This is a genomic window from Paraburkholderia sp. D15, assembly GCF_029910215.1.
GTDB lineage: Bacteria > Pseudomonadota > Gammaproteobacteria > Burkholderiales > Burkholderiaceae > Paraburkholderia.
On the sequence record NZ_CP110396.1, the window covers coordinates 955963 to 981353 of the forward strand.

23 protein-coding genes are annotated in these 25391 nt (G+C 63.9%); 7 read left to right on the top strand and 16 right to left on the bottom strand.

The annotated features are described in order from the left end of the window. Positions 1–167 precede the first annotated feature (167 nt). Both LFL96_RS24065 and LFL96_RS24070 read left to right on the top strand, forming a co-directional pair. The gene (locus LFL96_RS24065; RefSeq protein WP_281003206.1) at positions 168–776 is read left to right on the top strand and encodes an alpha/beta fold hydrolase; all 609 of its coding nucleotides are present in this window, start codon (positions 168–170) and stop codon (positions 774–776) included. Positions 777–949: 173 nt separating this feature from the next. Further along, entirely contained in the window at positions 950–1729 is a 780-nt protein-coding gene (locus LFL96_RS24070) for an IclR family transcriptional regulator (protein ID WP_281003207.1), read from the top strand. An 84-nt stretch (positions 1730–1813) separates the two neighbouring features. On the opposite strand, the gene LFL96_RS24075 is transcribed toward LFL96_RS24070, so the two are convergent. The 4 genes from LFL96_RS24075 to LFL96_RS24090 all read right to left on the bottom strand — a co-directional run bounded on the left by LFL96_RS24075 (position 1814) and on the right by LFL96_RS24090 (position 6211). After that, a complete protein-coding gene (locus LFL96_RS24075; RefSeq protein WP_281003208.1) occupies positions 1814–3373 on the bottom strand; it encodes a methyl-accepting chemotaxis protein in 1560 nt (519 codons plus the stop codon). A 252-nt stretch (positions 3374–3625) separates the two neighbouring features. Continuing rightward, entirely contained in the window at positions 3626–4369 is a 744-nt protein-coding gene (locus tag LFL96_RS24080; RefSeq protein ID WP_281003209.1) for an SDR family oxidoreductase, read from the bottom strand. 38 nt (positions 4370–4407) lie between these two features. Continuing rightward, positions 4408–4836, bottom strand: a complete 429-nt coding sequence (locus LFL96_RS24085; protein ID WP_281003210.1) for a GNAT family N-acetyltransferase — start codon at positions 4834–4836, stop codon at positions 4408–4410. 121 nt (positions 4837–4957) lie between these two features. Beyond that, positions 4958–6211 carry an MFS transporter gene (locus LFL96_RS24090; protein WP_281003211.1) on the bottom strand — a complete coding sequence of 418 codons (1254 nt, stop codon included), beginning with the start codon at positions 6209–6211 and terminating at the stop codon, positions 4958–4960. Between the two features lie 205 nt (positions 6212–6416). On the opposite strand from LFL96_RS24090, the gene LFL96_RS24095 reads away from it, so the two are divergent. Next, entirely contained in the window at positions 6417–7142 is a 726-nt protein-coding gene (locus LFL96_RS24095; protein WP_281003212.1) for a DeoR/GlpR family DNA-binding transcription regulator, read from the top strand. A gap of 56 nt (positions 7143–7198) precedes the next feature. Here LFL96_RS24095 and LFL96_RS24100 read toward each other — a convergent pair whose 3' ends face one another. The 7 genes from LFL96_RS24100 to deoC all read right to left on the bottom strand — a co-directional run bounded on the left by LFL96_RS24100 (position 7199) and on the right by deoC (position 16814). Beyond that, entirely contained in the window at positions 7199–8257 is a 1059-nt protein-coding gene (locus LFL96_RS24100) for an ABC transporter permease (RefSeq protein ID WP_281003213.1), read from the bottom strand. Positions 8258–8271: 14 nt separating this feature from the next. Beyond that, positions 8272–9822: a sugar ABC transporter ATP-binding protein gene (locus LFL96_RS24105; protein ID WP_281003214.1), complete on the bottom strand. Its 1551-nt coding sequence runs from the start codon at positions 9820–9822 to the stop codon at positions 8272–8274. A 127-nt stretch (positions 9823–9949) separates the two neighbouring features. Then, a complete protein-coding gene (locus LFL96_RS24110) occupies positions 9950–10954 on the bottom strand; it encodes a substrate-binding domain-containing protein (RefSeq protein WP_281003215.1) in 1005 nt (334 codons plus the stop codon). A gap of 102 nt (positions 10955–11056) precedes the next feature. Next, positions 11057–12142 (bottom strand): ABC transporter permease, encoded by a 1086-nt coding sequence (locus tag LFL96_RS24115; RefSeq protein ID WP_281003216.1) that lies wholly within the window; start codon positions 12140–12142, stop codon positions 11057–11059. 83 nt (positions 12143–12225) lie between these two features. Then, positions 12226–13215 (bottom strand): ribokinase, encoded by a 990-nt coding sequence (gene rbsK, locus LFL96_RS24120; RefSeq protein ID WP_281003217.1) that lies wholly within the window; start codon positions 13213–13215, stop codon positions 12226–12228. A 179-nt stretch (positions 13216–13394) separates the two neighbouring features. Continuing rightward, on the bottom strand, positions 13395–15788 hold the full coding sequence (locus LFL96_RS24125) for an aldehyde dehydrogenase family protein (RefSeq protein WP_281003218.1): 2394 nt from the start codon (positions 15786–15788) through the stop codon (positions 13395–13397). 15 nt (positions 15789–15803) lie between these two features. Beyond that, the gene (gene deoC / locus LFL96_RS24130; protein ID WP_281003219.1) at positions 15804–16814 is read right to left on the bottom strand and encodes a deoxyribose-phosphate aldolase; all 1011 of its coding nucleotides are present in this window, start codon (positions 16812–16814) and stop codon (positions 15804–15806) included. Between the two features lie 262 nt (positions 16815–17076). Between deoC and LFL96_RS24135 the strand changes: the two genes are divergently transcribed. The 3 genes from LFL96_RS24135 to LFL96_RS24145 all read left to right on the top strand — a co-directional run bounded on the left by LFL96_RS24135 (position 17077) and on the right by LFL96_RS24145 (position 20970). Then, on the top strand, positions 17077–18735 hold the full coding sequence (locus tag LFL96_RS24135) for a sugar ABC transporter ATP-binding protein (RefSeq protein WP_281003220.1): 1659 nt from the start codon (positions 17077–17079) through the stop codon (positions 18733–18735). Further along, positions 18732–19733, top strand: coding sequence for an ABC transporter permease (locus LFL96_RS24140; RefSeq protein WP_281003221.1), 1002 nt, complete (start codon positions 18732–18734; stop codon positions 19731–19733). The genes LFL96_RS24135 and LFL96_RS24140 overlap by 4 nt, the downstream gene beginning before the upstream one ends. Positions 19734–19824: 91 nt before the next feature. Next, positions 19825–20970, top strand: coding sequence for a substrate-binding domain-containing protein (locus LFL96_RS24145; protein ID WP_281003222.1), 1146 nt, complete (start codon positions 19825–19827; stop codon positions 20968–20970). A gap of 52 nt (positions 20971–21022) precedes the next feature. Here the strand turns inward: LFL96_RS24145 and LFL96_RS24150 are convergent, their stop codons facing one another. The 3 genes from LFL96_RS24150 to LFL96_RS24160 all read right to left on the bottom strand — a co-directional run bounded on the left by LFL96_RS24150 (position 21023) and on the right by LFL96_RS24160 (position 22715). Continuing rightward, positions 21023–21472, bottom strand: coding sequence for a hypothetical protein (locus LFL96_RS24150; protein ID WP_348638441.1), 450 nt, complete (start codon positions 21470–21472; stop codon positions 21023–21025). A gap of 216 nt (positions 21473–21688) precedes the next feature. Beyond that, positions 21689–22294: a ParB/Srx family N-terminal domain-containing protein gene (locus tag LFL96_RS24155; RefSeq protein ID WP_281003223.1), complete on the bottom strand. Its 606-nt coding sequence runs from the start codon at positions 22292–22294 to the stop codon at positions 21689–21691. 46 nt (positions 22295–22340) lie between these two features. Continuing rightward, the gene (locus LFL96_RS24160; protein WP_281003224.1) at positions 22341–22715 is read right to left on the bottom strand and encodes a helix-turn-helix domain-containing protein; all 375 of its coding nucleotides are present in this window, start codon (positions 22713–22715) and stop codon (positions 22341–22343) included. A 157-nt stretch (positions 22716–22872) separates the two neighbouring features. Here LFL96_RS24160 and LFL96_RS24165 point away from each other — a divergent pair, with 157 nt between their 5' ends. Beyond that, complete coding sequence (locus LFL96_RS24165; protein ID WP_281003225.1) at positions 22873–23511, top strand: glutathione binding-like protein; 639 nt, start codon at positions 22873–22875, stop codon at positions 23509–23511. Positions 23512–23528: 17 nt separating this feature from the next. On the opposite strand, the gene LFL96_RS24170 is transcribed toward LFL96_RS24165, so the two are convergent. Both LFL96_RS24170 and LFL96_RS24175 read right to left on the bottom strand, forming a co-directional pair. Next, on the bottom strand, positions 23529–24545 hold the full coding sequence (locus LFL96_RS24170; protein WP_281003226.1) for a sensor domain-containing diguanylate cyclase: 1017 nt from the start codon (positions 24543–24545) through the stop codon (positions 23529–23531). 75 nt (positions 24546–24620) lie between these two features. Next, entirely contained in the window at positions 24621–25355 is a 735-nt protein-coding gene (locus tag LFL96_RS24175) for a GNAT family N-acetyltransferase (protein WP_281003849.1), read from the bottom strand. Positions 25356–25391 lie beyond the last annotated feature (36 nt).

Here is a 25391-nt window from a genome sequence, read left to right on the forward strand (position 1 = left end):
TTGATCTCCAGGTGGAAGGAATGGCGATTTATACCCGGATAAATTTAGATCGTCAATAAAATCCGGGTAAAATTCGCGACACGCCCGCCAGCGCTTCGGGCGATAATTGGGGGCACCTGGCCAATCCCCGCCCCGCAATGCTTCACCCAATTCATGGAGAATTTCGCGTGCTCCCCTCGACGCTGCTTTTCCTGCCCGGCGCATCGGGCGACACCGCTTTCTGGCACCCTCTCGCCGATCGCCTCACCACCCAGGCCGACCGCGCAGTGGTCGGCTATCCGGGCTTCGGCGCGCAGCCGGCCGATCCTGCCGTCGACGGTTTCGAGGGGCTCGTTCGCGTCGTGACGTCCCGCATCGACCGGCCGACGGCCTTGATCGCGCAATCGATGGGCGGCCTGCTCGCGATCCGCGCGGCGCTCGCGAAGCCCGAACTCGTCACGCATCTGGTATTGAGCGTGACGTCAGGCGGCATCGATACGACGGGGATGGGCGTGCAGGATTGGCGCGAGGGCTTCGTGAAGAACAACCCGTCGCTGCCCGACTGGTTCGTGTCGTTCAAGGCGGATCTGTCGCATGAACTCGGACGGATCACCCAGCCCGTGCTGCTGTTGTGGGGAGACGCCGATCCGTTCAGTCCGGTGGCGGTTGGGCGCAGGCTCGCCGCACTGCTGCCCGACGCGACGCTGCATGTCGTGGCCGGCGGTCAGCACGATCTGGCGAAGGTGCATGCCGCGGAAATTGCGCCGCTGGTGGACGCGCATCTCGCACACGGCTGACGTGATGCATCGCGGCGATGGGCTTCACCGTTCGATGGCGCGGTCTGTCATGCGCACTGCGAGTCTCAGGTCCCAAGTCCCAGGTCCCAGGTCCTGAGCCGTCGCCTCATGCGCCCTTGACGTCCCCCGCCCGCCCTTCTAGCATGGTCCGCTCTACAGAACGGCTTTCTCCCATGCAAAACGAAGAGTCAGAAAAAGGCGGCGGCGGCGTCGCGGCGCTCGACCGGGCGTTCGCGATTCTCGGCGCGTTCGCGTCGGGCGAAAAAGGCGTCTCGCTGGCGGAACTCGCGCGCCGCACCGGCTACTACAAAAGCACGCTGTTGCGTCTGCTCGGCGCGCTCGAACATGGCGGCTTCATCCGCAAGCTCGAAGACGGCCGCTATTCGATCGGCCCCGAGCCGTTGCGGCTCGCGCAGATCTATCAGGAGTCGTTCCACGTCCGTCACGTGGTCGAGCCGTTGTTGCAGCAACTCGCCGTGGACTCCGGCGAGACCTCGTCGTTCTATGTGCGTCAAGGCAACCATCGGGTGGTGTTGCATCGGGTCGAACCGGCGCGCGCGGTGCGCGTGTCGATCCGTGAGGGCGATCGTTTTCCGATCGAGCGCGGCGCGTCGGGCAAGGTGCTGCTCGCGTTTTCGAAGCCCTATAAAAAGCCGTTCGATACCGTTCGCGAGCGCATGTGGGCCGTGTCGTACGGCGAGCGCGATCCGGACACGGCCTCGGTGTCGGTGCCGGTACTTGGTCTCGGTGGGGAACTGGTCGGGGCGCTGACGGTGTCCGGACCGCGCGAACGGATCGGCGCAACGGAGCCGATGCGCGCGTCGTGCAAGCTGCTGCTGAACGCGTCGGTTCGCGCGAGCGCGGCGTTCGGCGGCGATGCGTCGATGTTCGCTCACAGCCTCAAGCTCGTCGATCAGGACGACTTCAGCACGCCGCCGGGCAACGAGCGTTAGAGCGCGGCACGGCACGGCACGGCGAAGCGTGGCACTACAACGCGCGGTGTCGCGGCACCCCACGCACCCCGCACGTTCAGCGCATCACGCTTCGGCGCCTTGCAGGCGGAACACGTTGACCACATCGCGCAGCATCTGCGCCTGTTCCTGCATCGACTGCGCGGCGGCCGCGGCCTGCTCGACCATTGCCGCGTTCTGTTGCGTGGTCCGATCCATCTGCGCGATCGCCACGTTCACCTGTTCGATACCACGGCTCTGTTCGTCGGATGCCGCCGAGATCTCGCTGATGATGTCGGTCACACGCTTCACCGCATCGACGAGCGAATGCATCGTGCCGCCTGCTTTCTCCACGAGCGCCTTGCCGTCGTTCACGCGTTCCACCGAGTCCTCGATCAGGCTCTTGATCTCCTTCGCCGCGTCCGAGCTGCGGCGCGCGAGATTGCGCACTTCGCCCGCCACCACCGCGAAACCGCGTCCTTCCTCGCCCGCGCGCGCCGCCTCGACGGCCGCGTTCAACGCGAGAATATTGGTCTGAAACGCGATGCTTTCGATCACCGCGATGATGTCGACCACGCGTGCGGAACTCGCCGCGATGTTCTGCATGTTCGCGACGACTTCCTCGACGACGTGACCGCCGTCGCCCGCGAGCTTCGACGCGTTGAGCGCCATCTGATTCGCCTGCAGCGCGTTGTCCGCGTTCTGCTTCACGGTCGCGGTCAACTGCTCCATGCTCGCGGCGGTTTCGCCCAATGACGATGCCTGCTCCTCGGTACGCGACGACAGATCGAGATTGCCCGCCGCGATCTGCTCGGCCGCCACGGTGATCGTTTCGGTGCCGCCGCGAATGCGCCGGATCGTATCGGCGAGCCGGTGCTGCATGCGCTGCATCGCGAACAGCATGCTCTGCTGATCCTGCGCGCCGAGCGCGACCGTGCGCGTCAGATCGCCGTCGGCGATGGTTTCCGCCACGTGCGCCGCGTAGGCCGGCTCGCCGCCGAGACTGCGCTTCACGTTGCGGATGATCAGCACCAGCGCGATCGTGCTGAAGCTGCCCGTCACGAGGATCGTGAGCAGGTAGCCCAGCAGCGCCTGGTAAAACGCCTTGTTGATGTCGTCCACGTACACGCCGGAAATCAGATACCAGTCCCACGCGTCGAAGCGTTTGACGAAACTGATCTTCGGCACGTGTTCGGTTTTGTTCGGCAGCCGCGCCATATAGTCGACGAAGCCCTGACCTTGCGCCTGCGCCAGCTTGACCATCTCGACGAACAGCAGCTTGCCCTCGGTGTCCGCGTAATGCGAGACGTCCTTGTTGCGCAGATCGGCCAGCGTGGGATGCATGATCACCACCGGCGTCGCCGTCGTGATGATCATGTAGCCGCTGCCGGGGTAGCGCATGGCGGCAAGACGCGCCATTGCCTGTTCTTTTGCCTGATCCAGCGTGAGCTGATGCTGGTCGACCAGCTTCGCGTAATCGGCGACGATTCCGTACGCGCTTTCGACGACGTTCTGCACCGCCGCCTTGCGATCGGACAGCATCGTGTCGCGCGATTGCCATGCCGCCCAGCCGCCGAGCGACAACAGGCCCAGCCAGGTAATCAGCAGGGCCAGCCACAGTTTGGTATTCAAGCTAAGTCGGTTCACGCGGTTTTCTCCGTCGCCAGCGATGCGGGGACACTGCCCCGCTGGATGTTCCGCCTCCCCCACGACATCACGCGCGGGGGCGCGGGACGGCGGAGAGTCGTCGCTGTATAACGGCATCAAAACGCATAACCTGAATCAGGGAATACGTATAGAGGGTGGGGTTCGGCGCGTCATGAGCGTGTCATGAAATGCATCGAGAGGCCGGTCGCGACGCCGGTCGTGGACAGTGAGCCAGGCGCCGCGCCGGGCCCGCTACGTGAGATTCAACCCGCCATCGGACAGCAGGATCTCGCCGGTCAGATAGTCGGACGTCACCAGCATCGCCACGGCTTGCGCGATGTCGTCGGGGCTCGCCGCGCGGCGCATCGGCGAGCGTTCTTTCCAGAGTTGTTGCGCGTGCGTCCAGCCGGCGGTGAGCGGTGTGTCGACGAGTCCCGGCGCGACCGCGTTCACGCGAATGTCCGGCGCCAGCGACACCGCCAGCAGACGCGTCATGTGATTCAGCGCGGCCTTGCTCGCGGCGTAGGGAATCGACGCGCCCTTGGGACGCACGCCGGCGTGCGAACTCACGTTGACCACGCAACCTGACCGGCCGCGCTGGGCGGCGTCACGCAGCGCCTTTTCCGCCAGCGCGATCAACCGGAACGGCGCGACGACGTTGACCTCGTGCAGTTCGTGCCAGATGTCCGGCGTCGCGGCAGCGAGGTCCGCGTGCGGAATCACGCGGCTGATGCCTGCGTTGTTCACCAGCACGTCGAGGCGGCCCCATGCGGCGATCGCGTCATCGATGAGTTTCACGCGCGCGGCGTCGTCGGCGAGATCCGCCTGCACGTAGACGGCGGAGTCGAGCTCGGCCGCGAGCGCGAGACCTGCCTGCGCGGAACTGCGCGAATGCACGACGACCGAGAAACCGTCCCGCGCCAGGCGACGCGCAACGGCCGCGCCGATGCCCGAAGTCGACCCGGTGACGAGGGCGACGGGACGTTCGTGGTGCACCGGGGAAGTCGCCGTCGTTGCCGGAGTCATAGGCCGCGTCATGCCAGATCTTTTCGCATGAACACGCGGCTGCTGCCGGGTGGATCGCACGGCACTTCGCCGAACACCTGCCAGCCATGTCGCGCGTAGAACTCCGGCGCCTGGAAGTTGATCGTATATAACACCGCGCCGCGACAGCCGCGTTTGATCGCTTCCGCTTCGGCTTCCGCCAGGATGCGGCTGCCCAAACCGTCGCCGCGCAGCTCCGGCGGAATGAAGAACAGATCGATGAAGAGCAAGCCCAGCGACGTTCTGCCGGTCAGGCCGCCGACCACCTTGTCCGTTCCGGCGTTCCTGATCAGCACCGCGAGCGGACGGACATCGTCCACACCTGTCTTCTCGATGTTGAACGCGTTGAGGCTGTGCGAGATCGTTTCGATATCGGCGAGCTGCGGCGAGTCGGTCAAACGGATGGAATGATTTGGCATGGGGCGCGGATAGATCATGTCGATCGAAGTGCGGGGGAACGGCGAATGTAGCCGGTTTGCCGGTCGCTCACAAGATCGGCCACCGCTCGTCACTCACGGCTCGGCCCTCACCACGCACCGCTCACCCGCCGCGCCGCCGCATCCACTGATTCAATCCCGCACACATCACCAGCAGCGCCGCCGTGACGAAGAACACCGCGCGCAAACCGACCAGCGCGCCGATCTGTCCGCCGATCAACGGACCCACCACCTGTCCGCTGAATTGCGCGGATTGCAGATAGCCGAGGATCGTGCCCGAGTTGTGCTCGTCGACCGAATGACGCACCAGTTTCGCGATCGACGGCAACAGGCCCGCGATCGTCATGCCCATGATTGCGCGCAGCACCGCGAGTTGCCACCAATGCGTGACGAACGCCTGCGGCAGCATCGCGAGCGCGGTCGCGATCAGGCAACCGACAATCACGTTCCAGCTGCCCACGCGATCCGCGAGCGCGCCGAGCCTGGGCGCGGTCAGCATGCTGCCGAATGCCGAGCACGCCATCACGATGCCGGCGACGCGCGCGAGTTCCGCATGCGGCACGCCGAGGCTGCCGATATACACGGTGATGATCGGCTCGATCGACATATTCGCGAGCAGCACCATCATCGCCGTGACGAGCAGCGCGGGAATCACCGCGCGATTCGGCTTCGCGTCTGTTGCGCCCTTCGCGGCCGCCGACGCTTTCGCGTCCACGTTGCGGTCGAAATCCTCGCGCACCAGCGCGATCGTCGCGACCGCCGCGACTGCGATCATCGCGCCGCCGACGAAGAACGTGCCGCGAATGCCGACCCACGTCGGCAGAAAACCGCCCACCAGCGGCCCGATCAGATTGCCGGCCAACGCGCCGGTGGACAGCACGCCGAGCGCCCAGCCAGCCCGCTCGCGTGGCGCCTGCGTGCCGATCATCACGATCGACGCGGAGGCGTAACCGCCGATCAAGCCCGCCGCGAGCCGCAGCAGAACGAGTTCTGTCACGTTGTGAGCCAATCCGATCAGGGACATGACGACGGCCATGCCGATCGCCGCCCGCACCAGCATCGGCTTGCGGCCGAAGCGCGTGGCCAGACGTCCCCACACCGGCGCGGTGATCGCGGTGCCGAAGAACGTCGCGCCGAATGCGACGCCCGACCATTGCACGATCGCGCCCGGCGAACGCACGCCGAGTTGTTCGACATAGAGCGGTAAGAACGGCAGCAGCATGCTCAGGCTCACCAGCGTCGTGAACGAACCGAACACGCACACCGCGAGGTTGCGCCGCCAGAAAGCGTCATTGCGCGCGACGTAGCTGCGCGGGTCCGGCGGCGGCGAAGCGAGCGCGTGGGCAGGAAGGGACATGCTGCGTTCCTCGACATGATTCATCTGTCGAGAATACGCAGTACCGCGCATCCTTGAAAATGAATTTATCTGAACGGAATAATCTGCTTCGCTGATAAGGCCGAAAAGCCCTTTAAATCCCGCGATTTCGCAGCGTCCTTGTTATAATTCTCCCATCCATTCGTACAAAACATAACGACCTCCCACATCGCGCGACAGGATCCTTATGCTGAAACCCGAACGCCTTCGCGCCCTTGCCGATGCTCTCGCCAAACAGAACGTCATGCGCCTGCGCGACGCCGCGAGTCTGTTGAACGTTTCGGAAATGACGGTGCGGCGCGATATCGCCGGCAGTCCAGAACGCTTCACTTATCTGGGCGGTTACATCGTCAGCGCGACGGACGTGCCGAACAACGCCGGCTATTCGCTCGAGGAAGAGAAAGACCATTTCGCGCAGGCCAAGGCCGAGGCGTCCGCCATTGCGGCGGGGCTGATCGGCGACAACGAAACCTTGTTCATCGATTGCGGCACGACGCTCACCACGCTGGCGCGGCTGATTCCGCTCGAACGCCACGTCACGGTGGTCTGTTATTCGCTGAACGTCGCGGAGATTTTGCGGCGCAAGCCCAACGTGCGGATGATTCTGCTGGGCGGCGTGTATATCCCTTCATCGGATTCGTTTGCCGGCGAAGAGAGTCTGGAGGTGCTGCGCCGCATGGGCATCAACAAGGCCTTCATTTCGGCCGGCGGCGTGGATACCGCGCGCGGCGTCACCTGCTGGAATTTTCACGAAGTCGCGCTCAAGCAGGCCGCCATGGCCAGCGCGGTGGAGCGGCATCTGGTGGTGGACAGGAGCAAGTTCGGCGTGGTGAAGGCGGTGCGCTTCTCGCAGGTCGACGACTTCGATTCGATCATCACCGAGGCGGGCCAGACGCCGAGGAAAAGGAAGTGAAGCAGTGGAAGTGAAGCTGCGCGCCTGAAACGGCCCGCAGCTTCCACGCCGGAATTTCAGCGCTTGCGCTGCAGCGCGAACAGCGTCCCGGCAATCAGAATGAACGCGCCGATAATCACTTTCTGCCAGGTGCTCGGCACGCCCACCAGAATCAGCACGTTGTTGATCAAGGTCACGAGCACCACGCCAAGCAGCGTGCCCGCCACCGTCCCCGTGCCGCCCGTAATGCGCGCGCCGCCCAGAATCACCGCCGCGATCACGTCGAGTTCCGAACCCACCAGATCGAACGGATTCGCGAGCCGGTTATTCGACACGTGCAGAATGCCCGCGATGCCGGCCAGCATGCCAGTATAGCCGAACACGAACAGATGGATCGCGCGCAGGTTGTAGCCGAGCCGCTCGGCGATCGCGAGACTGCCGCCCATCGCGTAGACGCCGCGGCCCATCATCGTGCGATTCAGCAGCCACCATGTGACCAGCGCGGCCAGCACCAGCGCCAGTACCGAGACCGGCAGCACCGCGCGCAGGCCATCCGCCGTGTGATAGAAAACGAGCGGAATGCGGCCGAAGCGATCCATGCTGTGCGGAATGTTCATGAAGAACGACGTGCCGATAAAAGTCAGCAACAGTCCACGATACAGATACTGCGTGCCGATCGTGACGATCAGCGAAGGCGCTTTCAGCCGATGCACCAGCAAGCCGTTGATCACGCCGAGAATCACGCCGCCGAGCGCGCCGGTGATCAGGATCAGCGCGAACGGCGCATCCGGCCACCACGCGAACACCGCCTTCGTGATGCCGTACATGGTCAGCGCGCCGATCGCGGTGAACGATACGTCGATGCCGCCGGAGGCCAGCACGACCAGCGTGCCCAGCGCGAACAGCGACATCGTGGTGGCGGAATGCAGCAGATCGAACAGCGTCGCCAGTTGAAAGAAGCGCGGATTGATCGCGCCGACGATCAGGCACGTCACCGCGATCAATGCGACAGTGAACCATTCGGGATTGCGCGCAAGCTTCGCCCGCAAGCTCGGCGGCTTGACCTCGGGCGCGACTTCGACGACGGTCGGTGTAGTCATGGTCTGCTTCATGCGCGAATCGATGCGCGAGTTCATGGGTGGGACGTCCTTTATGCAGCTTCCGACAGCAACGCGTGGTACAGATCGGCTTCGTTCAACGTATCGGCCGCGTATTCGTCCGCCACGCGGCCTTTCTTCATCATCAGAATCCGATCGCAGTTCTGCAGCAGTTCGGGCAGATCGTCGCTGATCAGAATGATGCCGATGCCTTGCTGCGACAGCCGCTGCATGATCCGGTAGATGATGTCCTTCGAACCGACATCGACACCGACCGTCGGCCCATGCAGGATCAGCACGCGCGGATCGATCGCCAGCCAGCGGCCGATCAGCACGCGCTGCTGGTTGCCGCCCGACAACGACTGCACCGCCTTGTCGACGCCCGGCGTGGCAATCTGCAAATCCTTCACCGTCTGCTCCGCGAGCGCGTTCGCGCGCGTGCGGTCGATCTGGCCGAAGCGGTCGCGCAGACTGCCGATCATCGCGGTGATCAGGTTGTCGCGAATCGGCTTGTCGAGAAACAGCCCTTCGTTCAGGCGGTCTTCCGGCACATAGCCGATGCGATGACGTTTCGCGTCCGACGGCGTGCGCAGCGCAATGGCCTTGCCGTCGAGCACGATCTGCCCCGCCTGCGCGGGCGCCACGCCCGCCAACGCACGCGCGAGTTCGTTGCGCCCCGAATCGAGCAGGCCGGTCACGCCGAGAATTTCGCCGGCATGCAGCGTGAACGACACCTCGTTGAACTGGCCGCCGCGCGAGAGACCGCGCACGTCGAGCACGACTTCGTTGCCGACCTTGCCTTCGCGATAACGCTCGGTGGACAGATGGCGGCCCGTCATCAACTCGCTGATCTGTGCCTTCGTGAAGTCCGCGATCGCGCCCTGTGCCATGGTCTGTCCATCGCGCAGCACGATCACCTCGCCGCCGATCGCATAGCACTCGTCGAGCTTGTGACTGACGAACAGCACGGTCACGCCCTGCGCGCGCAGATTGGCGAGTACGGCGATCAGATTGTCGACTTCCTTCTGCGTGAGCGACGTGGTCGGCTCGTCCATGATGACGAACTTCGCCTCGCTGGCGATCGCGCGTGCAATCGCCACCAGTTGCCGCGTCGCGAGCGGTAGTTGCTCGATCAGCGTCGCCTGGAATTCGGCGTCGCCGGGCAGACCGACCGCTTCGAGCGCGCGCGCCGCCGTGCGCGCGAGCGCGTGGCGGTCGAAGGTGCGGGCGAGCTTGCCGGCATGGCCCGCCAGTTCGGCCGTCAACGCGACGTTTTCCGCGACGCTCATGTTCGGCAGCAAGGACAGGTCCTGATAAACGGTCTCGATGCCGGCCGCGAGCGATTCCAGCGCCGAGAGTCGCGCGTGGCGCACGCCCTCGATCACGAGTTCACCCTCGTCGGGCGGCTGCGCACCCGAGATGATCTTGATCAGCGTGCTCTTGCCGCAGCCGTTTTCGCCGAGCAGGTGATAGATGCGTCCGCGCTCGAACGACAGGCTCACGCCACGCAGCGCGTGTACGCCGGTGAAACGCTTGTGCACGCCAACCACCTGGAGAAACGGCTGCGTGATGTCGTTGCGCGGAGTCGGGACTTCCTGATTCATGGTAGCGATTCGTCGTGACGTGAAGCCTGTTTCCGGCGTGCCCGCGAGAGCGAGGGCACGCACCGGACGAAGCCCTCCGGTGAGGACTTCGTCGCACATCCAGCAACCTGCCGTTCCATTTCCAACGTTAGAACGGATACTGCTTGTAGTTAGACTTGTCGACGTTCACCCAGCCCTGGCCGCGCACGATGATTCCCTTGCCCGGTCCCTTCTCGACCGTCACCTTCGTGTAGCCCGGCAAGCCGAGATCGGCGCCGTTCTCGACCGTCTTGCCGGCGATCAGCATCTGCGCGATCTTGTTCATCGCGATACCGGCCAGCTTCGGGTCCCAGAACGCGATACCGTTGATCGCGCCGCTTTCGAGGAATTTGCCTGCCTCGGTCGGCAGGCCCGTGCCGTACACGCAGATCTTGCCCTGCATGCCGGCCTCTTCGACCGCGCGGCCAATACCGATCACGTCCAGCGACGACGAGCCCTGGAAGCCCTTCAGGTCCGGATGCTTGCGCAGCACTTCCTTCGCGACTTCGTACGCGCGCTCGCCGTCGTTATTGGTTTCGAGTTTCGGCTCGACCAGATCCATCTTCGGATACTTGGCCTTCGCATTGCCGATGCCGCCGTCCGCCCATTGCACCTGCGAACGGCTGCCGAGCGAGCCGACCAGCACCGCCCACTTGCCTTCGTCATGCATGCAGCCGGCGAGCCGTTCGTTCAGGCCCGCGCCGTAGGCGGTGTTGTCGAACGCCTCGATGTCGACCATCGTGTTCTTCTCGTTGTCCGCTTCGTGCGTCACGACCTTGATGCCGCGATCCATCGCTTTCTTCAACGCGGGTTCGAGCGTCGGCGGATCGTAGGGCACCACGGCGATCGCCGTGACCTTCTTCGCGATCAGGTCTTCGATGATCTTGAGCTGCTGCGCCGCATCCGCGCGGCCCGGTCCGGTCTGATACGCGGTCACGCCGGGATTGTCTTTGGCGAATTGCTTGACGCCGTCGTCCATGCGGTTGAACCAGTTGATGCCCGTCACCTTGACGACCGTGACGATCGTCACGTTGGTCGCTGCCTGCGCCGCGGCGATCACGCCCACCGCAATCGATGCCGCCGCGAGCGCGGCGCCCAGTCGAGTCAGTTTCATGCCAGTCTCCTTTGTTCGTTCGAGGTCGCCCACTTAAGCGTGACGGACAGCCAGGGCTCGTTGTCCGCTGAGTACTGAAACCGTGATACGTGACCAGATTCGCTAGGGTTTGGGCGCGGCGCCTGAATTCGGCGCCACGGTCTGCGCGGCGTCGGTCCCGCCAACTCTTCCACCACCCCCGCCACGGCCGAAACCGAAAATCGCCCGCACCCGTTCGCCGCCCGCGAACGCGAGCGACAGCAGCAGCAGAAAGCCCCACGCGCAATCGCCGAAGAACTGCGATACGCCCATCAGATTGAACAGGCTCGACAGAAATTGAAGGACCGTGGCCGCGAAAAACACGCAGATGATCCGGCCATGACCGCCCGCCGGATTCACGCCGCCCATCACCGCGATCAGGATCGCGATCAGCAGATAGGAGTTGCCGTAGTCCCATTTCGCGCTGGACGTGTGCGTCGCGCTGATCAACCCGGCCAGCGACGCGAGCACGCCGCACATCGTGTAGGTGAGAATCAGCATGCGCGTGCGCGGAATGCCCGCGTAAAAAGCGGCCTTGGGGTTGGTGCCCATCAGATAGAGCCGCAGGCCGAATGGACTGCGCCTGAGCAGCCAGCCGAGCACGAGCACCGCGCCGATAAAGATGCAGAACGCGATCGGCACCTGAAACACCGTGCCGTTGCCGATATTCGACAGCGGGTCCACATAATCGACATGCACCGACGCGCCATTGCTGAGCACCACCGCGAAGCCCGTGAACAGCAACTGCGTGCCGAGCGTGCAGAGAATCGGCGTGAGCCCGAGCCGCGCGATGACCACGCCGTTCAGCAGGCCGCCGAGCAGACCCATGATCACCACGATCACGCAGAACAACGCCGTGTAGAGCGCGGGCGAGTCGTCTCCATTGACGTAATGCGGCACCACCAGCGCCGCGACCATGCCCGACAGATTCGCGAGCCCGACACCGGACAGGTCGATACCGCCGTTGCCCGACACCATCGACAGCATGATGCCGAGCGCGAGCAGGCCGAGTTCGGGAAGCTGGCCGCCCATCGACTGCAGGTTGTCGATATCGACGAACTGACCGTGCGACAGCCAGGTGGCAAGCAGCACGACGAGCACGTTGACGATCAGCAGAAAATTCAATTGCCGGTCGCCGAACAGTTTTGCCGCGGTGAACGAGGACTTCATGATGACGACGCTCTCCTTGCTTCACAAACCCGCTTTATCAAGCCGCTTCACTACCGGACCACGCGATTCGGGTCCGGCGTCGCTCAGGATGCCTGCGATACATCCACCGGCTCGCTCAACACACGATTCACTTCGTCGAGCGTCGGCATGGAAGGCGCCGTGCCCGCACGCGTGACCGAAATGCCCGCCAGCGCGCAGCCGAAACGCAGCGCGGCGATCGGGTCGTCGCCGCGCGCCAGCGCCGCCGCGAAACCGCCGGTGAAGCCGTCGCCCGCGCCGGCGGTTTCCACCACGCGGCCGCAGCGATAGGCCGGCACGAGAATGGATTGGCTCGCCGAATGCAGCAGCGCGCCCGCTTCGCCGAGCGTCACGATCGCCGTGCCGACGCCCTTGGCGAGCAGCACATCGGCGGCGCGGCGCGCGTCGTCGGCATTGGCGATCGGCACGCCGGTCAGCGCGGTCGCTTCGGTTTCGTTCGGGGTGATGTAGTCGCACAGCGGAAAGAGGCTGTCGTCGAGGGGCATCGCGGGCGCCGGATTGAACACGGTCGTGACGCCGTGCCGCCGCGCCACTTCGAGTCCGCGACGCGCGGCGGGCAGCGGTTGCTCCAGTTGCGTGACGAAGACCTGCGCGGCGGCAATGTCGGCCTCGATCGCATCGACATCGGCGGCGCTCATCGTGCCGGCCGCGCCCGACGCGACGATGATCGCGTTCATGCCGCTGGTGTCGTCGACGAAGATGTGGGCCGCGCCGGTCGATACCCCGTCGACCACCGACGCGCGTGCCGTAATGCCCTCCTTCGCCCACGTCGCGCGGGCGATCTCGCCGAACGCGTCGTTGCCGATGCGGGTGCAGAACACCACCTCGGCGCCGGCGCGCGCGGCGGCCACGGCCTGATTCGAGCCCTTGCCGCCGGGCCCCATCGCGAACGCCGAACCCGCGATCGTTTCGCCGATCAGCGGCATGCGTTCGGCGCGAAACGTCAGATCGGTGACGTAGATGCCGAGAATGACGACGCGGCCGCGCCGGCCGCTCGAAGCGCCGGCATGGTGAGTATGGTTCGGATCGCTCATGCGTCGCTCCGTTGCGCGGGCGGCGTGTTTCGAGCAACGCATGCCGATACCGGTCGCGCGCGATGCACGGCATTGTCGTATTGCAGGTCCAGATGCTTCAGCACGTTGTCTCCTCCAGTTTCTGGTTGGCGTGCAGGTCGTTCAGACTTTTCGCGGACGCTAATGGATCGAGAGGTCCATCAGTCGCCGTACGGTATCCAGATGTTCTTCACCTGCACGGCCTGGCGCAGGAACGGACGGCCTTCGCTCGAGCGGCCCAGCCAGTCGAATTGACGGCCGTGATCGACGAAGGTCCGCTTCAGATTGCCGACCGATTCGCGCTCCACCAGCGTCGAATCCGCTTCGCTGCCGAAGCACCAGAGCGCGTCGACATCGTCGTGCCGCGCGAGCGCCGGCAGCAACGCGGCGCGTTCGCCGGTGACGATGTTCAGCACGCCGCCGGGTACATCGGACGTCTCGGCCACCTGATAGAAGTCGGTGACGGTCAACGGGCAGGTCGCGCTCGGCAGCACCACCACCCGATTGCCCATCGCCAGCGCGGGCGCGATCAGCGACACGAAACCGAGCAGCGGCGCTTCGTCCGGACAGGCCACGCCGATCACGCCGAGCGGTTCGTGCATGGCCAGCGCCACGCCGCGCAACGGCGGCGCATGCACCGCGCCGTCGAACTTGTCGGCCCACGCCGCGTACGTGAAGAGCCGCGTGACGGCCGCATCGACTTCCGCGCGCGCCGCGTTTTCCGTCGCGCCGTTGCGCGCGACGAGCTGACGCGCGAATTCGTCCGCGCGAATCGCGAGGTTTTCCGCGAGATAGAACAGCACCTGCGCGCGGTTGTGCGCGCTCGCCTGCGACCACTTGTGCGCGGCGCGTGCCGCTTCGACCGCGTTGCGGATGTCCTTGCGATTACCCTCGCCGACTTCGCCGACCAGCGTGCCGTCCGGCGCGTGAACCGGCAGCGAATAGCCGCTGTCGGGACGTGCCTGTTTGCCGCCGATAAAAAGCTTCGCCGTGCGATCGATCAGCGCGCCGTGCGTGGCCGTTTCCACTTCGATCCCGCTTCCGCCCGCCACGCGCAAAGCCGGCTGACGCTTGCCAAGGTTGAGCCAGTCGCGCGGTTTCAGATATTCGTAGATGCCCTCACGTCCGCCTTCGCGGCCATAACCCGACTCGCGATAACCGCCGAAGCCGACCGCCGCGTCGAACAGGTTCGTCGCGTTGATCCACACCACGCCGCATGCGAGTTTCGGCGCGACATCCAGTGCGCGGCCGATGGTTTCGCTCCACACGCTCGCGGCCAGCCCGTAGCGCGAATTGTTGGCGAGCGCAACGGCTTCGTCGGGCGTGCGAAAGCTCATTGTCACCAGCACCGGGCCGAAGATTTCTTCCTGCGCGAGCGTGGACGACGGCGCGACGCCGGTGACGAGCGTCGGCGGATAGAAACAGCCGTTAGCGGGCATGGCCGTACCGGCCGATTGCCAGATCGCGCAGCCTTCGCGCCGCCCGGTTTCCACCAGCGACTCGATGCGCTCGCGCTGCACCGGATCGACGATCGCGCCGATGTCGATGCTCTTGTCCAGCGAGGTGCCGACCCGCAACGTCTCCATGCGTCGCTTCAGCTTCGCGATGAAACGCGCTTCGACGCCTTCCTGCACGAGCAATCGCGAGCCCGCGCAACACACCTGGCCCTGGTTGAACCAGATCGCGTCGACCACGCCTTCCACCGCGCCGTCGAGATCGGCGTCGTCGAACACGATGAACGGCGACTTGCCGCCCAGTTCGAGCGTCAGCGACTTGCCGGTGCCCGCGGTCGCCGTGCGAATCAGCCGGCCCACTTCTGTCGACCCGGTGAAGGCGATCTTGTCGACCCGCGGATGCTCGACCAGCGCTGCGCCGGTGCGTCCATCGCCGGTGACGACGTTCAGCACGCCGGCCGGCAGACCCGCCTGATGCGCAAGTTCGGCGAACAGCAACGCGGTCAGCGGCGTGTACTCGGCCGGCTTCAGCACGACGCAGTTGCCGGTGGCAAGCGCCGGCGCGATCTTCCACGCGAGCATCAGCAGCGGGAAATTCCACGGCACGATCTGGCCGATCACGCCAAGCGGCGCATAGTCGGCGAATTCGGCGTCCTGCAGTTGCGCCCAACCCGCGTGATGCAGGAAGTGACGCGCGACCAGCGGCACGTCGATATCGCGCGTCTCGCGAATCGGCTTGCCGTTGTCGAGCGCTTCGAGCACCGCGAACAGCCGGCTGTGACGTTGCACCATGCGCGCCAATGCATACAGATGCCGCGCGCGTCCCGTGCCGCCCAACGCGAACCAGCCGGGTTGCGCGGCGCGCGCGGCGGCCACCGCGGCGTCGATGTCGGCGGCATCGCCCTGGGCGATTTCGGCGAGCAGGTCGCCACTCGCGGGCGCGTGCGAGACGAACCGTTCGCCCGCCGCGGGTGCATGCCACGCGCCGCCGATGAAGTGCCCGAAGCCGGCTTCATGACGCGCGAGCCACGCACGCGCAGGTTGATCGTCCTCGGGTGCGGGACCGTACTCCATCGATGAAAAATACTCGGCTACGCTCATGGGATCGGTCTTCTATCAGGCTACGGGGTGACGGTTGAAAGCGGAGTAACGGCCGCTCACGTGATGTTCGAGCTGGCGTTCGATATCGGCGAGCAGGCTCGATGCGCCGAACCGGAACAGGTCCGGTTCGAGCCAGGGGCGCCCCAGCTCTTCCTTCATCAGGATCTGATACGACAGCGCCGTTTTGGCGTTCGATACGCCGCCCGCCGGCTTGAAGCCGATCGGCACGCCGGTGCGTTCCTGGTATTCGCGGATCATCCGCACCATCACCAGCGACACGTCGAGCGTCGCGTTGACGCCTTCCTTGCCGGTCGAGGTCTTGATGAAGTCGGCGCCGGCCATCATGCACACCATCGATGCGCGCGCAACGTTCGACAGCGTGCGGATGTCGCCGGTGGCGAGAATCGTCTTCAGATGCGCGGGACCGCAGGCCGCGCGGAAGTCGCGCACTTCGTCGTAGAGCGCTTGCCAGTTGCCGGTCAGCACATATTCGCGCGTGACGACGATGTCGATCTCCATCGCGCCGTCGGCGACCGACGCCTCGATCTCCTTGAGCTTCAGCGGATGCGGAATCAGTCCCGCCGGAAAACCGGTCGACACGGCCGCGACCGGAATGCCGCTGCCCTTGAGCGCATCTACCGCCGCCGCGACGAAACGGTGATACACGCACACCGCGCCGGTCGTGATGCCTTGCGGCGCGATACCGAGCGCTTCCAGCAGATCGGCGCGCACGGGTTGACGCGCTTTCGCGCACAGACGACGCACGCGGCCTTCGGTGTCGTCGCCATTCAGCGTGGTCAGGTCGATGCAGGTGACCGCCTTCAGCAGCCACGCCGCCTGCGCATCTTTCTTGACCGTGCGGCGCGTGGCCAACGTCGCGGTGCGCCGTTCCACCGCCGATTGATTGACGCGCAAACCGTCGAGCCACGATGCGTCGAACGGCATTCCGGGATTGCGCACGGCATGAACGAGCGGCCCGCCGCGCAGCGCGACGACCGATGAAGACAACGAAGGAGCTTCAGGCATAAGACATCCGGGAATTTGGCGCGGCGCACAACAGCCGCTGACAATTTGTTCGCACTTATGCTACAACGATTGATAGAATCATAACAAGCCTGACGAACAAATCTTCACACGGGCCGCCAATAAAGGCCATTTTCGTGCGATGAATGTTATTGACGCATCAAAATCATGGTGCGAGCATCACAATTCCGGCATCGCCCGGTCAGCAGGACACCAACGAACAAAACGAAAAAATTTCGTCGAATCGACGAAGGAGACAGTCCAGATGAGTGAACCGGTTGCCGCCGCGGCCGCGTCTTCGCCTCAGGTTCCATTGATCCGCGTTGCGGGCGTCACCAAGCGGTTTGGCGGCGTGCAGGCGTTGCGCGGCGTCGACCTCGACGTGCGGCCCGGCGAAGTGCATGCGCTGCTCGGCGAGAACGGCGCAGGCAAATCCACGCTGATCAAGATTCTCAGCGGCGTGCATGCGTACGACGAAGGCGTGATCGAAATCGACGGACAGAAGGTCGCGTTCGATTCGCCGGCGCGGTCGCGCGAGGCCGGCGTCGCGGTGGTCTATCAGGATCTGAGTCTGGTCGAATCGTTGTCGGTCGGTGCGAATCTGATGCTTGGGCGCGAGCCGCGCACGCGTCTGGGCTTCGTGAAGAACCGTCAGCTCATGGCCGAAGTCGGCGAATTTCTGCGCTCGCACGGCATTCCGCTCGATCCGAAAACGCCGGTCGGCGCGTTGCCGTTTGCGTACCGGCAGATGACTGAAATCTGCAAGGCGCTGATGGGTCACGTGCGCGTGTTGATTCTCGACGAGCCCACTTCCGCGCTGACCGGCGGTGAAGAACAGATTCTGTTCGACGCGATTCGGGCGGTCACGGATCGCGGCGTCGGCGTGATTTACGTCACGCACCGGTTGAATGAAGTGTTCAGGATTTCGCAGCGCGTCACCGTGTTTCGCGACGGCGCCAACGCCGGCATGTTCAACACCGCGCAGACCGATATGAAGCAGCTCGTCGCGGCGATCGTCGGTCCGAAGCATGCGGCGATGCAGGCGCGCGAGAAGAGTGCCGCGGGTTCCTTGGCCGACGGGGGGTTATCTCCGACTGCATCGGTGTCTACTTCCGCGCGCGCGGCCTCGAATGATCCGGCCGTGAGCGGTGACCCGGTGCTTAAGCTGTCACGCGTGAGCAACGACCGGCTCCGCGATGTCGATCTTGCTGTCGAGCGCGGCGAAGTGCACGGGCTCGCGGGTTTGATCGGCAGCGGACGCACCGAGATTCTGCAAACCATTTTCGGTTTGCGCGCCGTGGCAGCGGGCACGCTCGACATCGACGGTCAACCGCGTTCGCGCGTGACGCCCGCCGACGCGATTCAACTCGGCGTGGCGCTCGTGCCGGAAGACCGTCACCTGGAAGGACTCGTGCTCGAACATTCGATCGAGCGCAATCTCACACTGCCGCGCCTGCCGCGGTTTTCGCGCTGGGGCTGGCTGCGCAGCCAGGCCGCCGACGATCAGGCAAAACGTTCGATGAAGGAACTCGCGGTCAAGGCGGCCGCCTCGTCGACGCCGGTCAAGTTTCTCTCCGGCGGCAATCAGCAGAAGGTGGTGTTCGCCAAGTGGAATCATCCGCGCCCCAAGCTGTTGCTGCTCGATGAGCCGACCGTCGGCGTCGATGTCGGCGCGCGCGAGGAAATCTACGGCGTGGTGCAGGACGCCGCGCGCGCGGGCACCGGCGTGCTGGTCGTGTCGTCCGATCTCGACGAACTGCTGCGCCTGTGCGACCGCATTTCGATCGTGGCGGACGGGCGCATCGTCAAGACCGTGCCGCGCGCGGAACTCGCGAATGCCGAAGCCTTGCATCACCTGATTCAACTGTCCCGTTCTTCTTTCGAGTCCCCTGCCGGGACCGCCGCCGGAGCCCTCGCAACATGAATGAATCTGTCTCGCCGCTGACGGCAGAGCGGCAAGCGGCACTGCCGCAAAAAAGCCGCGCGCGGCGCATTGCGCAATTGCTGTTGCAAGGCGATCGGCCGTACGCGTTATACGGTGCGTTCGCGATTCTGCTGGTCGTGTTCAGTTTCGCGTCGCCATGGTTTCTCTCGATCGACAACTTTCTCAACATCGGGCGGCAGACCGCGCTCGTGTCGATCATCGCGATCGGCATGACCTTCGTGATCATCGCGCGGCAGATCGATCTGTCGGTGGGCTCGACGCTCGCGCTGTCCGGCATGTCGGCGGCGTTGGCCATGTCGCATCTCGGCGATAGCTGGATCATCGGCGCGATTGCGGGCATCGGCACGGGCGCGATCGTCGGTGCGATCAACGGCGTGGTCACCACACGCCTGAACATTCCGTCTTTCCTCGTGACGCTCGGCACGCTGAGCGCGGCGCGCGGCCTCGCGCTGATGGTCACGACGACGCGTCCCGAGATCATCACCAACGATTCGTTCATCGCGATCTTCGGCGAAGGCACGATCGCCGGTGTGCCGGTGCCGATCATCTGGACCGTGCTCGCGGTGATCGCGGGGATTCTGCTGCTGCACTACAGCGTGTTCGGCCGGCAGATCTATGCGGCCGGCGGCAATCCGACGGCGGCGCTGTACTCGGGCATCAACACGCGCCGCGTGACGACGCTCGCCTTCATTCTCACCGGCATGCTGGCCGGTGTCGCCGCGCTCGTGCTGTCCGCGCGCTCGCACGCGGCGCGGCCGGACGTGGTGCAAGGGCTTGAACTCGACGTGATCGCCTCGGTGACGCTCGGCGGCTGCAGCCTGTTCGGCGGCCGCGGCTTCGTGCTCGGTACGCTGCTCGGCAGTCTCATCATCGGCACGCTGAATAACGGGCTGGTGCTGTTGGGCGTGAGTTCGTCGCTGCAACTGGTGATCAAGGGGGCGATCATCGTCGCCGCCGTGGCGTTCACCAGGAAATGACTGGCGCAGGTCCTACGCGCCGATTGCCGGAAAAGAGTCGCTGTAATACCAACCGCTGCAATACAAACGTGAAGACCAACGGAGGAGAATCATGAAGCAACATCGTGGTGGCTCGAACAAGGTATGGGGTAGCGTGATGGCGGCGGCAATCGCCGCCGTGGTGTCGTCGGGCGCCTACGCGCAATGCGTGACGAGCCTGCCGGCCGGCTCGATCGGCCCGAAGACGATCGTCGGCCAGGGGCCGAACGGCGAGAAGGCGGCCTCCGTGGATGCGGTGCAGTTGACGCCCGCCGATGTCGCGAAGATCAAGGCCGGTAAATTCAAGGTCGGCATTTCGATGCAGACCATGAACCTCGACTGGTCGCAATTGCAGGTGCAAGGCATTACCGACACGTTGAAGAAATACGGCGTGGAAGTGATCGGCACGGCGTCGGCCGAATACCAGGTCGACAAACAGATCGCCGATATCGAGAACACGATTCAACGCCATCCGGACGGGATCATTTCGATTCCGGTGGACGGCACGGCGACCGCCGCCACCTACAAGAAGGTGTCGGAGGCCGGCATCAAGCTCGTGTTCATGGACAACGTGCCGACCGGCTTGAAGCATCCGGAGCAATACGCGTCGATGATCTCGGCGGATAGCGAGGGCAATGGCCAGATCGCCGCGAAAGTACTCGCGTCGTGCGTACCGAAAGGATCGACGATCGGGCTCGTGAATTTCGGCGTGGATTACTTCAGCACGAAGGAACGCACCAAGGCGGTGAACGACTGGATGAAGAAGAACCGCCCGGATCTGAAAATCAAACAGGTGGACTTCACCGATCCGTCGAAAGTCGGTCAGATCGCCGGGGACTTTCTCACCGGCAATCCGGACGTGAAGGGATTATTCGCGGTGTGGGATCAGCCGGCGCTGGATACGCTGACGTCGATGCGCGCGCAAGGAGTGAACATTCCGGTGACGACGGTCGATCTGGGTCTGCAATCGGCGATCGAGATCGCCAAGGGCGGCCCGCTGAAGGCGACCGGTTCGCAACGCCCTTACGATCAGGGCGTGGCCGAAGCCATGGCGATGATGAAGGCGCTGATCGGGCAGACGCCGCCTGCGTGGATCGGCGTGCAGTCGCTGCCGGTGGTGCAGTCGAACGTGCTTGAATCGTACAAGACGGTGTTCAAGAAGGATCCGCCGCCGCAGCTCGAAGATGCGTGCAAGAAGGCGAAGCCGGCTTGCGGTTGAGTGAATGAAGGGCAGCGATGTAAGTGGTCACGGAGAGACGACGCAGCGTACCTCAATGTCCGTTGCAATAAACGGCGGTGAGCAGAAACGGAATGACCTCGTGAACCGTCGCGCCGCTGCCCGCGCGGCGCACGCTGGCCTCGACCGACGCCGCCGCCGCTCTCACGACCACGCCATACGTCGACGGTTTGACCGGCTGACCGCTGCCCTGCTTGAACATCGGCTCGTCCTGCTCGTATCCGAACACCGCATAAACGTGGAAGCCGAACGCATTCAGCTGCGTGCCGCGCGACGGGCGGAACGAATTGACCGAGTTGGCCTCGATGCGCATGGGTTTGGGATCGATCGACTGACTGTCCAGCAGCGCGCCGATGAATTCGTGAGGACTCGATGTGCAGTCGAGTTGCTGGTCGAGGTCATCCGCCAGGCACGGGAGCGGAGAAAATACGGCCCCTAGCGACGCGATCGCCGCCAGCGCGTTTAGAACGGACGATTTCATCATGTGCCCCGCTACGTCGCTCATATCCCACTGTGACACGGCTCGCGCGCCAGGTTCGTGCGGTGGCAATCAATGCCGGCGAGTCGGCGTATTTTGTCTGAGCAGAGTTTCGCGTGGCGGCTGAGAATGCGCGCGAGCAACGGCCGTCCGATTCGCCCTACGAAAAGCTGACAAAAGCGGCACTCGGACTGCACAGTCTTGCAGTCGAGCCATTCCGCTCTATTTCCGCCCCTGCTTCCTGAACCCCGGCAACGTACGCGCATCCGGACTCGACGCGAGATGGACGCCTTGCTCGACCGCGGCATGGAACTGGTATTCGGTCGTCCACATCGGCACGCGCGTGCGATAGAACGCGGCCCACTGGAATTCGGCAAACGGCGCGGGCGTTTTGAGGTAGCCGCCAGCATCCCGCACGAAGGCCGCGAGGCTTCGGTAGGGATCGTCCGCCAGCGCCGACACTTCATCCGGGATCGCGGAGATGGCGCGGAGAATGCCGTGCTCGTCGTACGGATGGACCCACTGACGCTCGATCACCGTGTCCCAGAACTTGTCTTCCGACAGGCTCGACAGATCCTCGACGACGGCGGCGAATGCACGCGTAATGCCACCGTCCCATAACGCGCGAGCCAGATGATGATGATCGATCACGTAATGACGGTCGCCCCGGCCGATCACGGTGGGAATCGGCGCGGCTTTCAGAAACGTTTTTAGCGCCTTCTCGTCCAGTTGCAATAGACGTTTTTTCTTCGCATCGACTTCGAGCATGCCGACAGTGGCTTGCATGGGCCGCAACTGTTCGATTCTTACGGTCGTCGTTTTTGCCATGGCGCAGTCTCCTCTCCGGATGTTTCGCGCATTCTACTGCGCGCGATCAATCGTCCGCTTCGCTCGTGGCCTCTATTTCATCGCCGGCCGATGTCGCGTTGTAACCCGGTCGCGCCTTGAGCCACAAGCCGAATTCCTGCATCACGTCGACGACGGGCCTTAACCGTTCGCCGTCTTCGGTGAGCCGGTATTCGACTTTCACCGGCACTTCCGCATAGACCGTTCGCTGGATCAGACCCGCCTGTTCGAGCGCGCGCAGATCCAGCGTCATCATGCGTTGCGAAATACCGGGCACGTCCCTGCGCAAATCGCTGAAGCGTTTCGGGCCGTCCAGCAGATACGACACCAGCAGCAAGCGCCAGCGTCCGCCGAGCAAACGCATCGACTCTTCCACTGAACATCCGGTTGCACTGTTCTTCATTCACTCGTCCTTCATCGGTATATTTTTTGTGCCTACACCACACTATTCTGCCTTCTTCCTTTTTTATCCCGCTTGCCGGATATTAGCCGCGTTGCCGCCATCGCGTAGACCCTTGCGCTGAATACGGCGGCTTTCCGCTTTAATCAAGGAAGAACTCATGAAGCTTTATCACGCAACCGGGAGTTGTTCGCAGGCCATTCGTATCGTGCTGGAGGAAACCGGGATCGACGCGCAATGGATCAGCGTCGACGCACGCAAGCATTTGATAGAAGGCGGTGCCGATTACTACGCGGTGAATGAATTGGGTTATGTACCGCTGCTCGAACTCGACGACGGCAGTTATCTGCGGGAAGGACCGGTGATTGCACAGTATCTGGCCGATCAGCGACCAGAATCGCAACTGACACCGGTTCACGGCAGCATGGAACGTTACCGGCTTCTCGAATGGCTCAACTTTCTGACTTCGGAAATCCACAAGGGATTTATTCCTTTGCTGTATGCGGTCGCGGCAGGGAAATATGTCGATACCGCGAAGCCTAAACTCGAAAGCCGTTTCGCGTGGGTCGACCGGCAGCTATCCGGGCGCCAGTTCCTGATGGGGGATGTCTTCACGATCGCCGATGCTTACCTGTTTGCACTGACCGGCTGGGGAAAGGCGGCGTGGATGAAATCGGTGTACAACGCGGACATCGATTTCACTTCACTCGGGAATGTGCAGGCGTGGTACGAGCGAGTCAGGAATCGACCCGCTGTACAGCGCGTATTGCGTGAGGAGGGATTGTTGGGAAGCCGTTAAGAGATGTCGCTTGCCCCTTAAACGCGCCCCTCTTTCCTCGCCCGCTTGGCCTGATACATCGCTTCGTCCGCGCGATCGATCAGCGCCGTCATCTCCACGCCGTCATCCGGCAGCACAGCCGCGCCGACGCTGATATCCAGATCCAGCGCGCGCCCTTCGAACTCGAACGGCTCGCGAATCTGCTCGACGACGCGCATGCCTAGCCGCTCCGCATCCGCTTTCGAACCGATGCCCGGCAGAATGAAGGCGAACTCGTCGCCACCCACGCGCGCCACCGTATCCGAGCGCCGCGCCGCCTTGTTCATGCGCGCGGCGGCCTCCTTAAGCGCGGCGTCGCCCGCGCGATGCCCGAAACGGTCGTTGATCGGTTTCAAGTCGTTGAGATCGAGATTCAGAATACCCAGCCTTTCCGACGACCGTTGCGCGAGATGAATCGCTTGCCGCAAACGGTCGTAGAACAGCGCGCGGTTCGGCAAACCGGTCAACGCGTCGCGCGTGGCGAGCAGATACAGCTCGCTGGTTTCATATCTCGCCGCATGAAACATTGCCGCCGCGATCAGCTCCGACATCAGTTCGAGCGCGCGAATGTTGTCGTCGTCGAAGGCATTGGCGGCCGCGCCCACTACTTTCAGCACGCCGACTGTCGTGTCCATATGCCGGAGCGGCGTGACGATCATCGAACGCAATCCCACTCGCCGGCAAGCGTCGCGATCGACGCGCGGATCGGTCTCCGAGTCCTCGCAACGCAGAATGTCGCCCGTTTTCACGCACAGACCCGAGAGGCTGCCGTCACGCTTGAGCCGCAATCCCAGCAGGTTTTCGGCAATGCCTGAGCTCGCGCGGTACACCATCTCATCGCCTTCGGCCAGTTCGACGACCGCACCGTCGGCGCGCGTGAGTTGCTGGACCCGCTCGGCGACGAAGCTCATCACGCCGCCCAGATCCAGGCCCAGTTTGGCGATCTCCGTTTGCGCCCGCACGATGGCGAGCAGCGTCTCACTGCTGGGCGTGGCATTGCTGAAAACTGTCTGCAAGGTTCTCTCCGTGGGCAGGTTGCCCGCGGTATTCTACGTGACGACAAATCGTTGTCGATGCACGCGCGATGCAGCTTATGTCCGAGTAACCGTAGATTGTTCGTCAGCGGTATTCAGCGCAATGCGACTCAGCACGAACGTGCGTCGCAAAGTAAAACCCAGACGCTCATAAAGTCCGATCGCCGAGATGTTCTCGCCGAGCACGTGCAGAAACGGCGTCTCTCCACGTCGTTCGATTTCATTGCGCAGAATCGTCATGAGGCGACCGGCAAGACCTTTGCCGCGCCAAGCATCGTCGACGCACACTGCGCTGATCTCCACATAGCCATCGACATGCATCCGCTCGCCCGCCATCGCGATCAGTCGGCCGTTATCGCGGATGCCGATGTAATGCCCCATCTCGCGCGTCCGCCTCGCGAACGGACCGGGTTTGGTCTGCTGGACAAGTGCCAGCATGTCGTCGACATCCGCTTCGGTCAGGCGGATCACATCCTGCCCGGAAGTCTCCCCGGCACCGGATCGCGTCGCCACCATCTGATGAAGCGCGCCGACATGTATCGCGCGCAGTTCGTCGATCGGCGTCACACGCTCCGCCGACAGCAAACCCACCTGTTCGCCCGGTTGCAAGAGCTGATGCAGCGAGCGATAAGCGTCGGGGGTATTGCCCGCCAGCGCGGCAAAAGGCGCGACATCGGAAAAATAGCGACGGGCGAGCGCATCGCCTTGCCCGAGATGCGCCTGCGTCGTGGTCAGCGCGGCCCAGATCGGGTTGTCGAGATTGGTCCGATTCGACGGCTCCGCCTGATTCATCTGTTTGAGGCCGTTCATGCGATCTCCTCGAGGTTG

Bases quoted from the DNA above. Each gene is read 5' to 3' on its own strand.
- LFL96_RS24070 (WP_281003207.1), top strand. From the start codon at position 950: ATGCAAAACGAAGAGTCAGAAAAAGGCGGCGGCGGCGTCGCGGCGCTC.
- LFL96_RS24085 (WP_281003210.1), bottom strand. From the start codon at position 4,836: ATGCCAAATCATTCCATCCGTTTGACCGACTCGCCGCAGCTCGCCGAT.
- LFL96_RS24090 (WP_281003211.1), bottom strand. From the start codon at position 6,211: ATGTCCCTTCCTGCCCACGCGCTCGCTTCGCCGCCGCCGGACCCGCGC.
- LFL96_RS24095 (WP_281003212.1), top strand. From the start codon at position 6,417: ATGCTGAAACCCGAACGCCTTCGCGCCCTTGCCGATGCTCTCGCCAAA.
- LFL96_RS24100 (WP_281003213.1), bottom strand. From the start codon at position 8,257: ATGAACTCGCGCATCGATTCGCGCATGAAGCAGACCATGACTACACCG.
- LFL96_RS24105 (WP_281003214.1), bottom strand. From the start codon at position 9,822: ATGAATCAGGAAGTCCCGACTCCGCGCAACGACATCACGCAGCCGTTT.
- LFL96_RS24110 (WP_281003215.1), bottom strand. From the start codon at position 10,954: ATGAAACTGACTCGACTGGGCGCCGCGCTCGCGGCGGCATCGATTGCG.
- LFL96_RS24115 (WP_281003216.1), bottom strand. From the start codon at position 12,142: ATGAAGTCCTCGTTCACCGCGGCAAAACTGTTCGGCGACCGGCAATTG.
- rbsK (WP_281003217.1), bottom strand. From the start codon at position 13,215: ATGAGCGATCCGAACCATACTCACCATGCCGGCGCTTCGAGCGGCCGG.
- LFL96_RS24125 (WP_281003218.1), bottom strand. From the start codon at position 15,788: ATGAGCGTAGCCGAGTATTTTTCATCGATGGAGTACGGTCCCGCACCC.
- deoC (WP_281003219.1), bottom strand. From the start codon at position 16,814: ATGCCTGAAGCTCCTTCGTTGTCTTCATCGGTCGTCGCGCTGCGCGGC.
- LFL96_RS24135 (WP_281003220.1), top strand. From the start codon at position 17,077: ATGAGTGAACCGGTTGCCGCCGCGGCCGCGTCTTCGCCTCAGGTTCCA.
- LFL96_RS24140 (WP_281003221.1), top strand. From the start codon at position 18,732: ATGAATGAATCTGTCTCGCCGCTGACGGCAGAGCGGCAAGCGGCACTG.
- LFL96_RS24145 (WP_281003222.1), top strand. From the start codon at position 19,825: ATGAAGCAACATCGTGGTGGCTCGAACAAGGTATGGGGTAGCGTGATG.
- LFL96_RS24150 (WP_348638441.1), bottom strand. From the start codon at position 21,472: ATGATGAAATCGTCCGTTCTAAACGCGCTGGCGGCGATCGCGTCGCTA.
- LFL96_RS24155 (WP_281003223.1), bottom strand. From the start codon at position 22,294: ATGGCAAAAACGACGACCGTAAGAATCGAACAGTTGCGGCCCATGCAA.
- LFL96_RS24160 (WP_281003224.1), bottom strand. From the start codon at position 22,715: ATGAAGAACAGTGCAACCGGATGTTCAGTGGAAGAGTCGATGCGTTTG.
- LFL96_RS24165 (WP_281003225.1), top strand. From the start codon at position 22,873: ATGAAGCTTTATCACGCAACCGGGAGTTGTTCGCAGGCCATTCGTATC.
- LFL96_RS24175 (WP_281003849.1), bottom strand. From the start codon at position 25,355: ATGAATCAGGCGGAGCCGTCGAATCGGACCAATCTCGACAACCCGATC.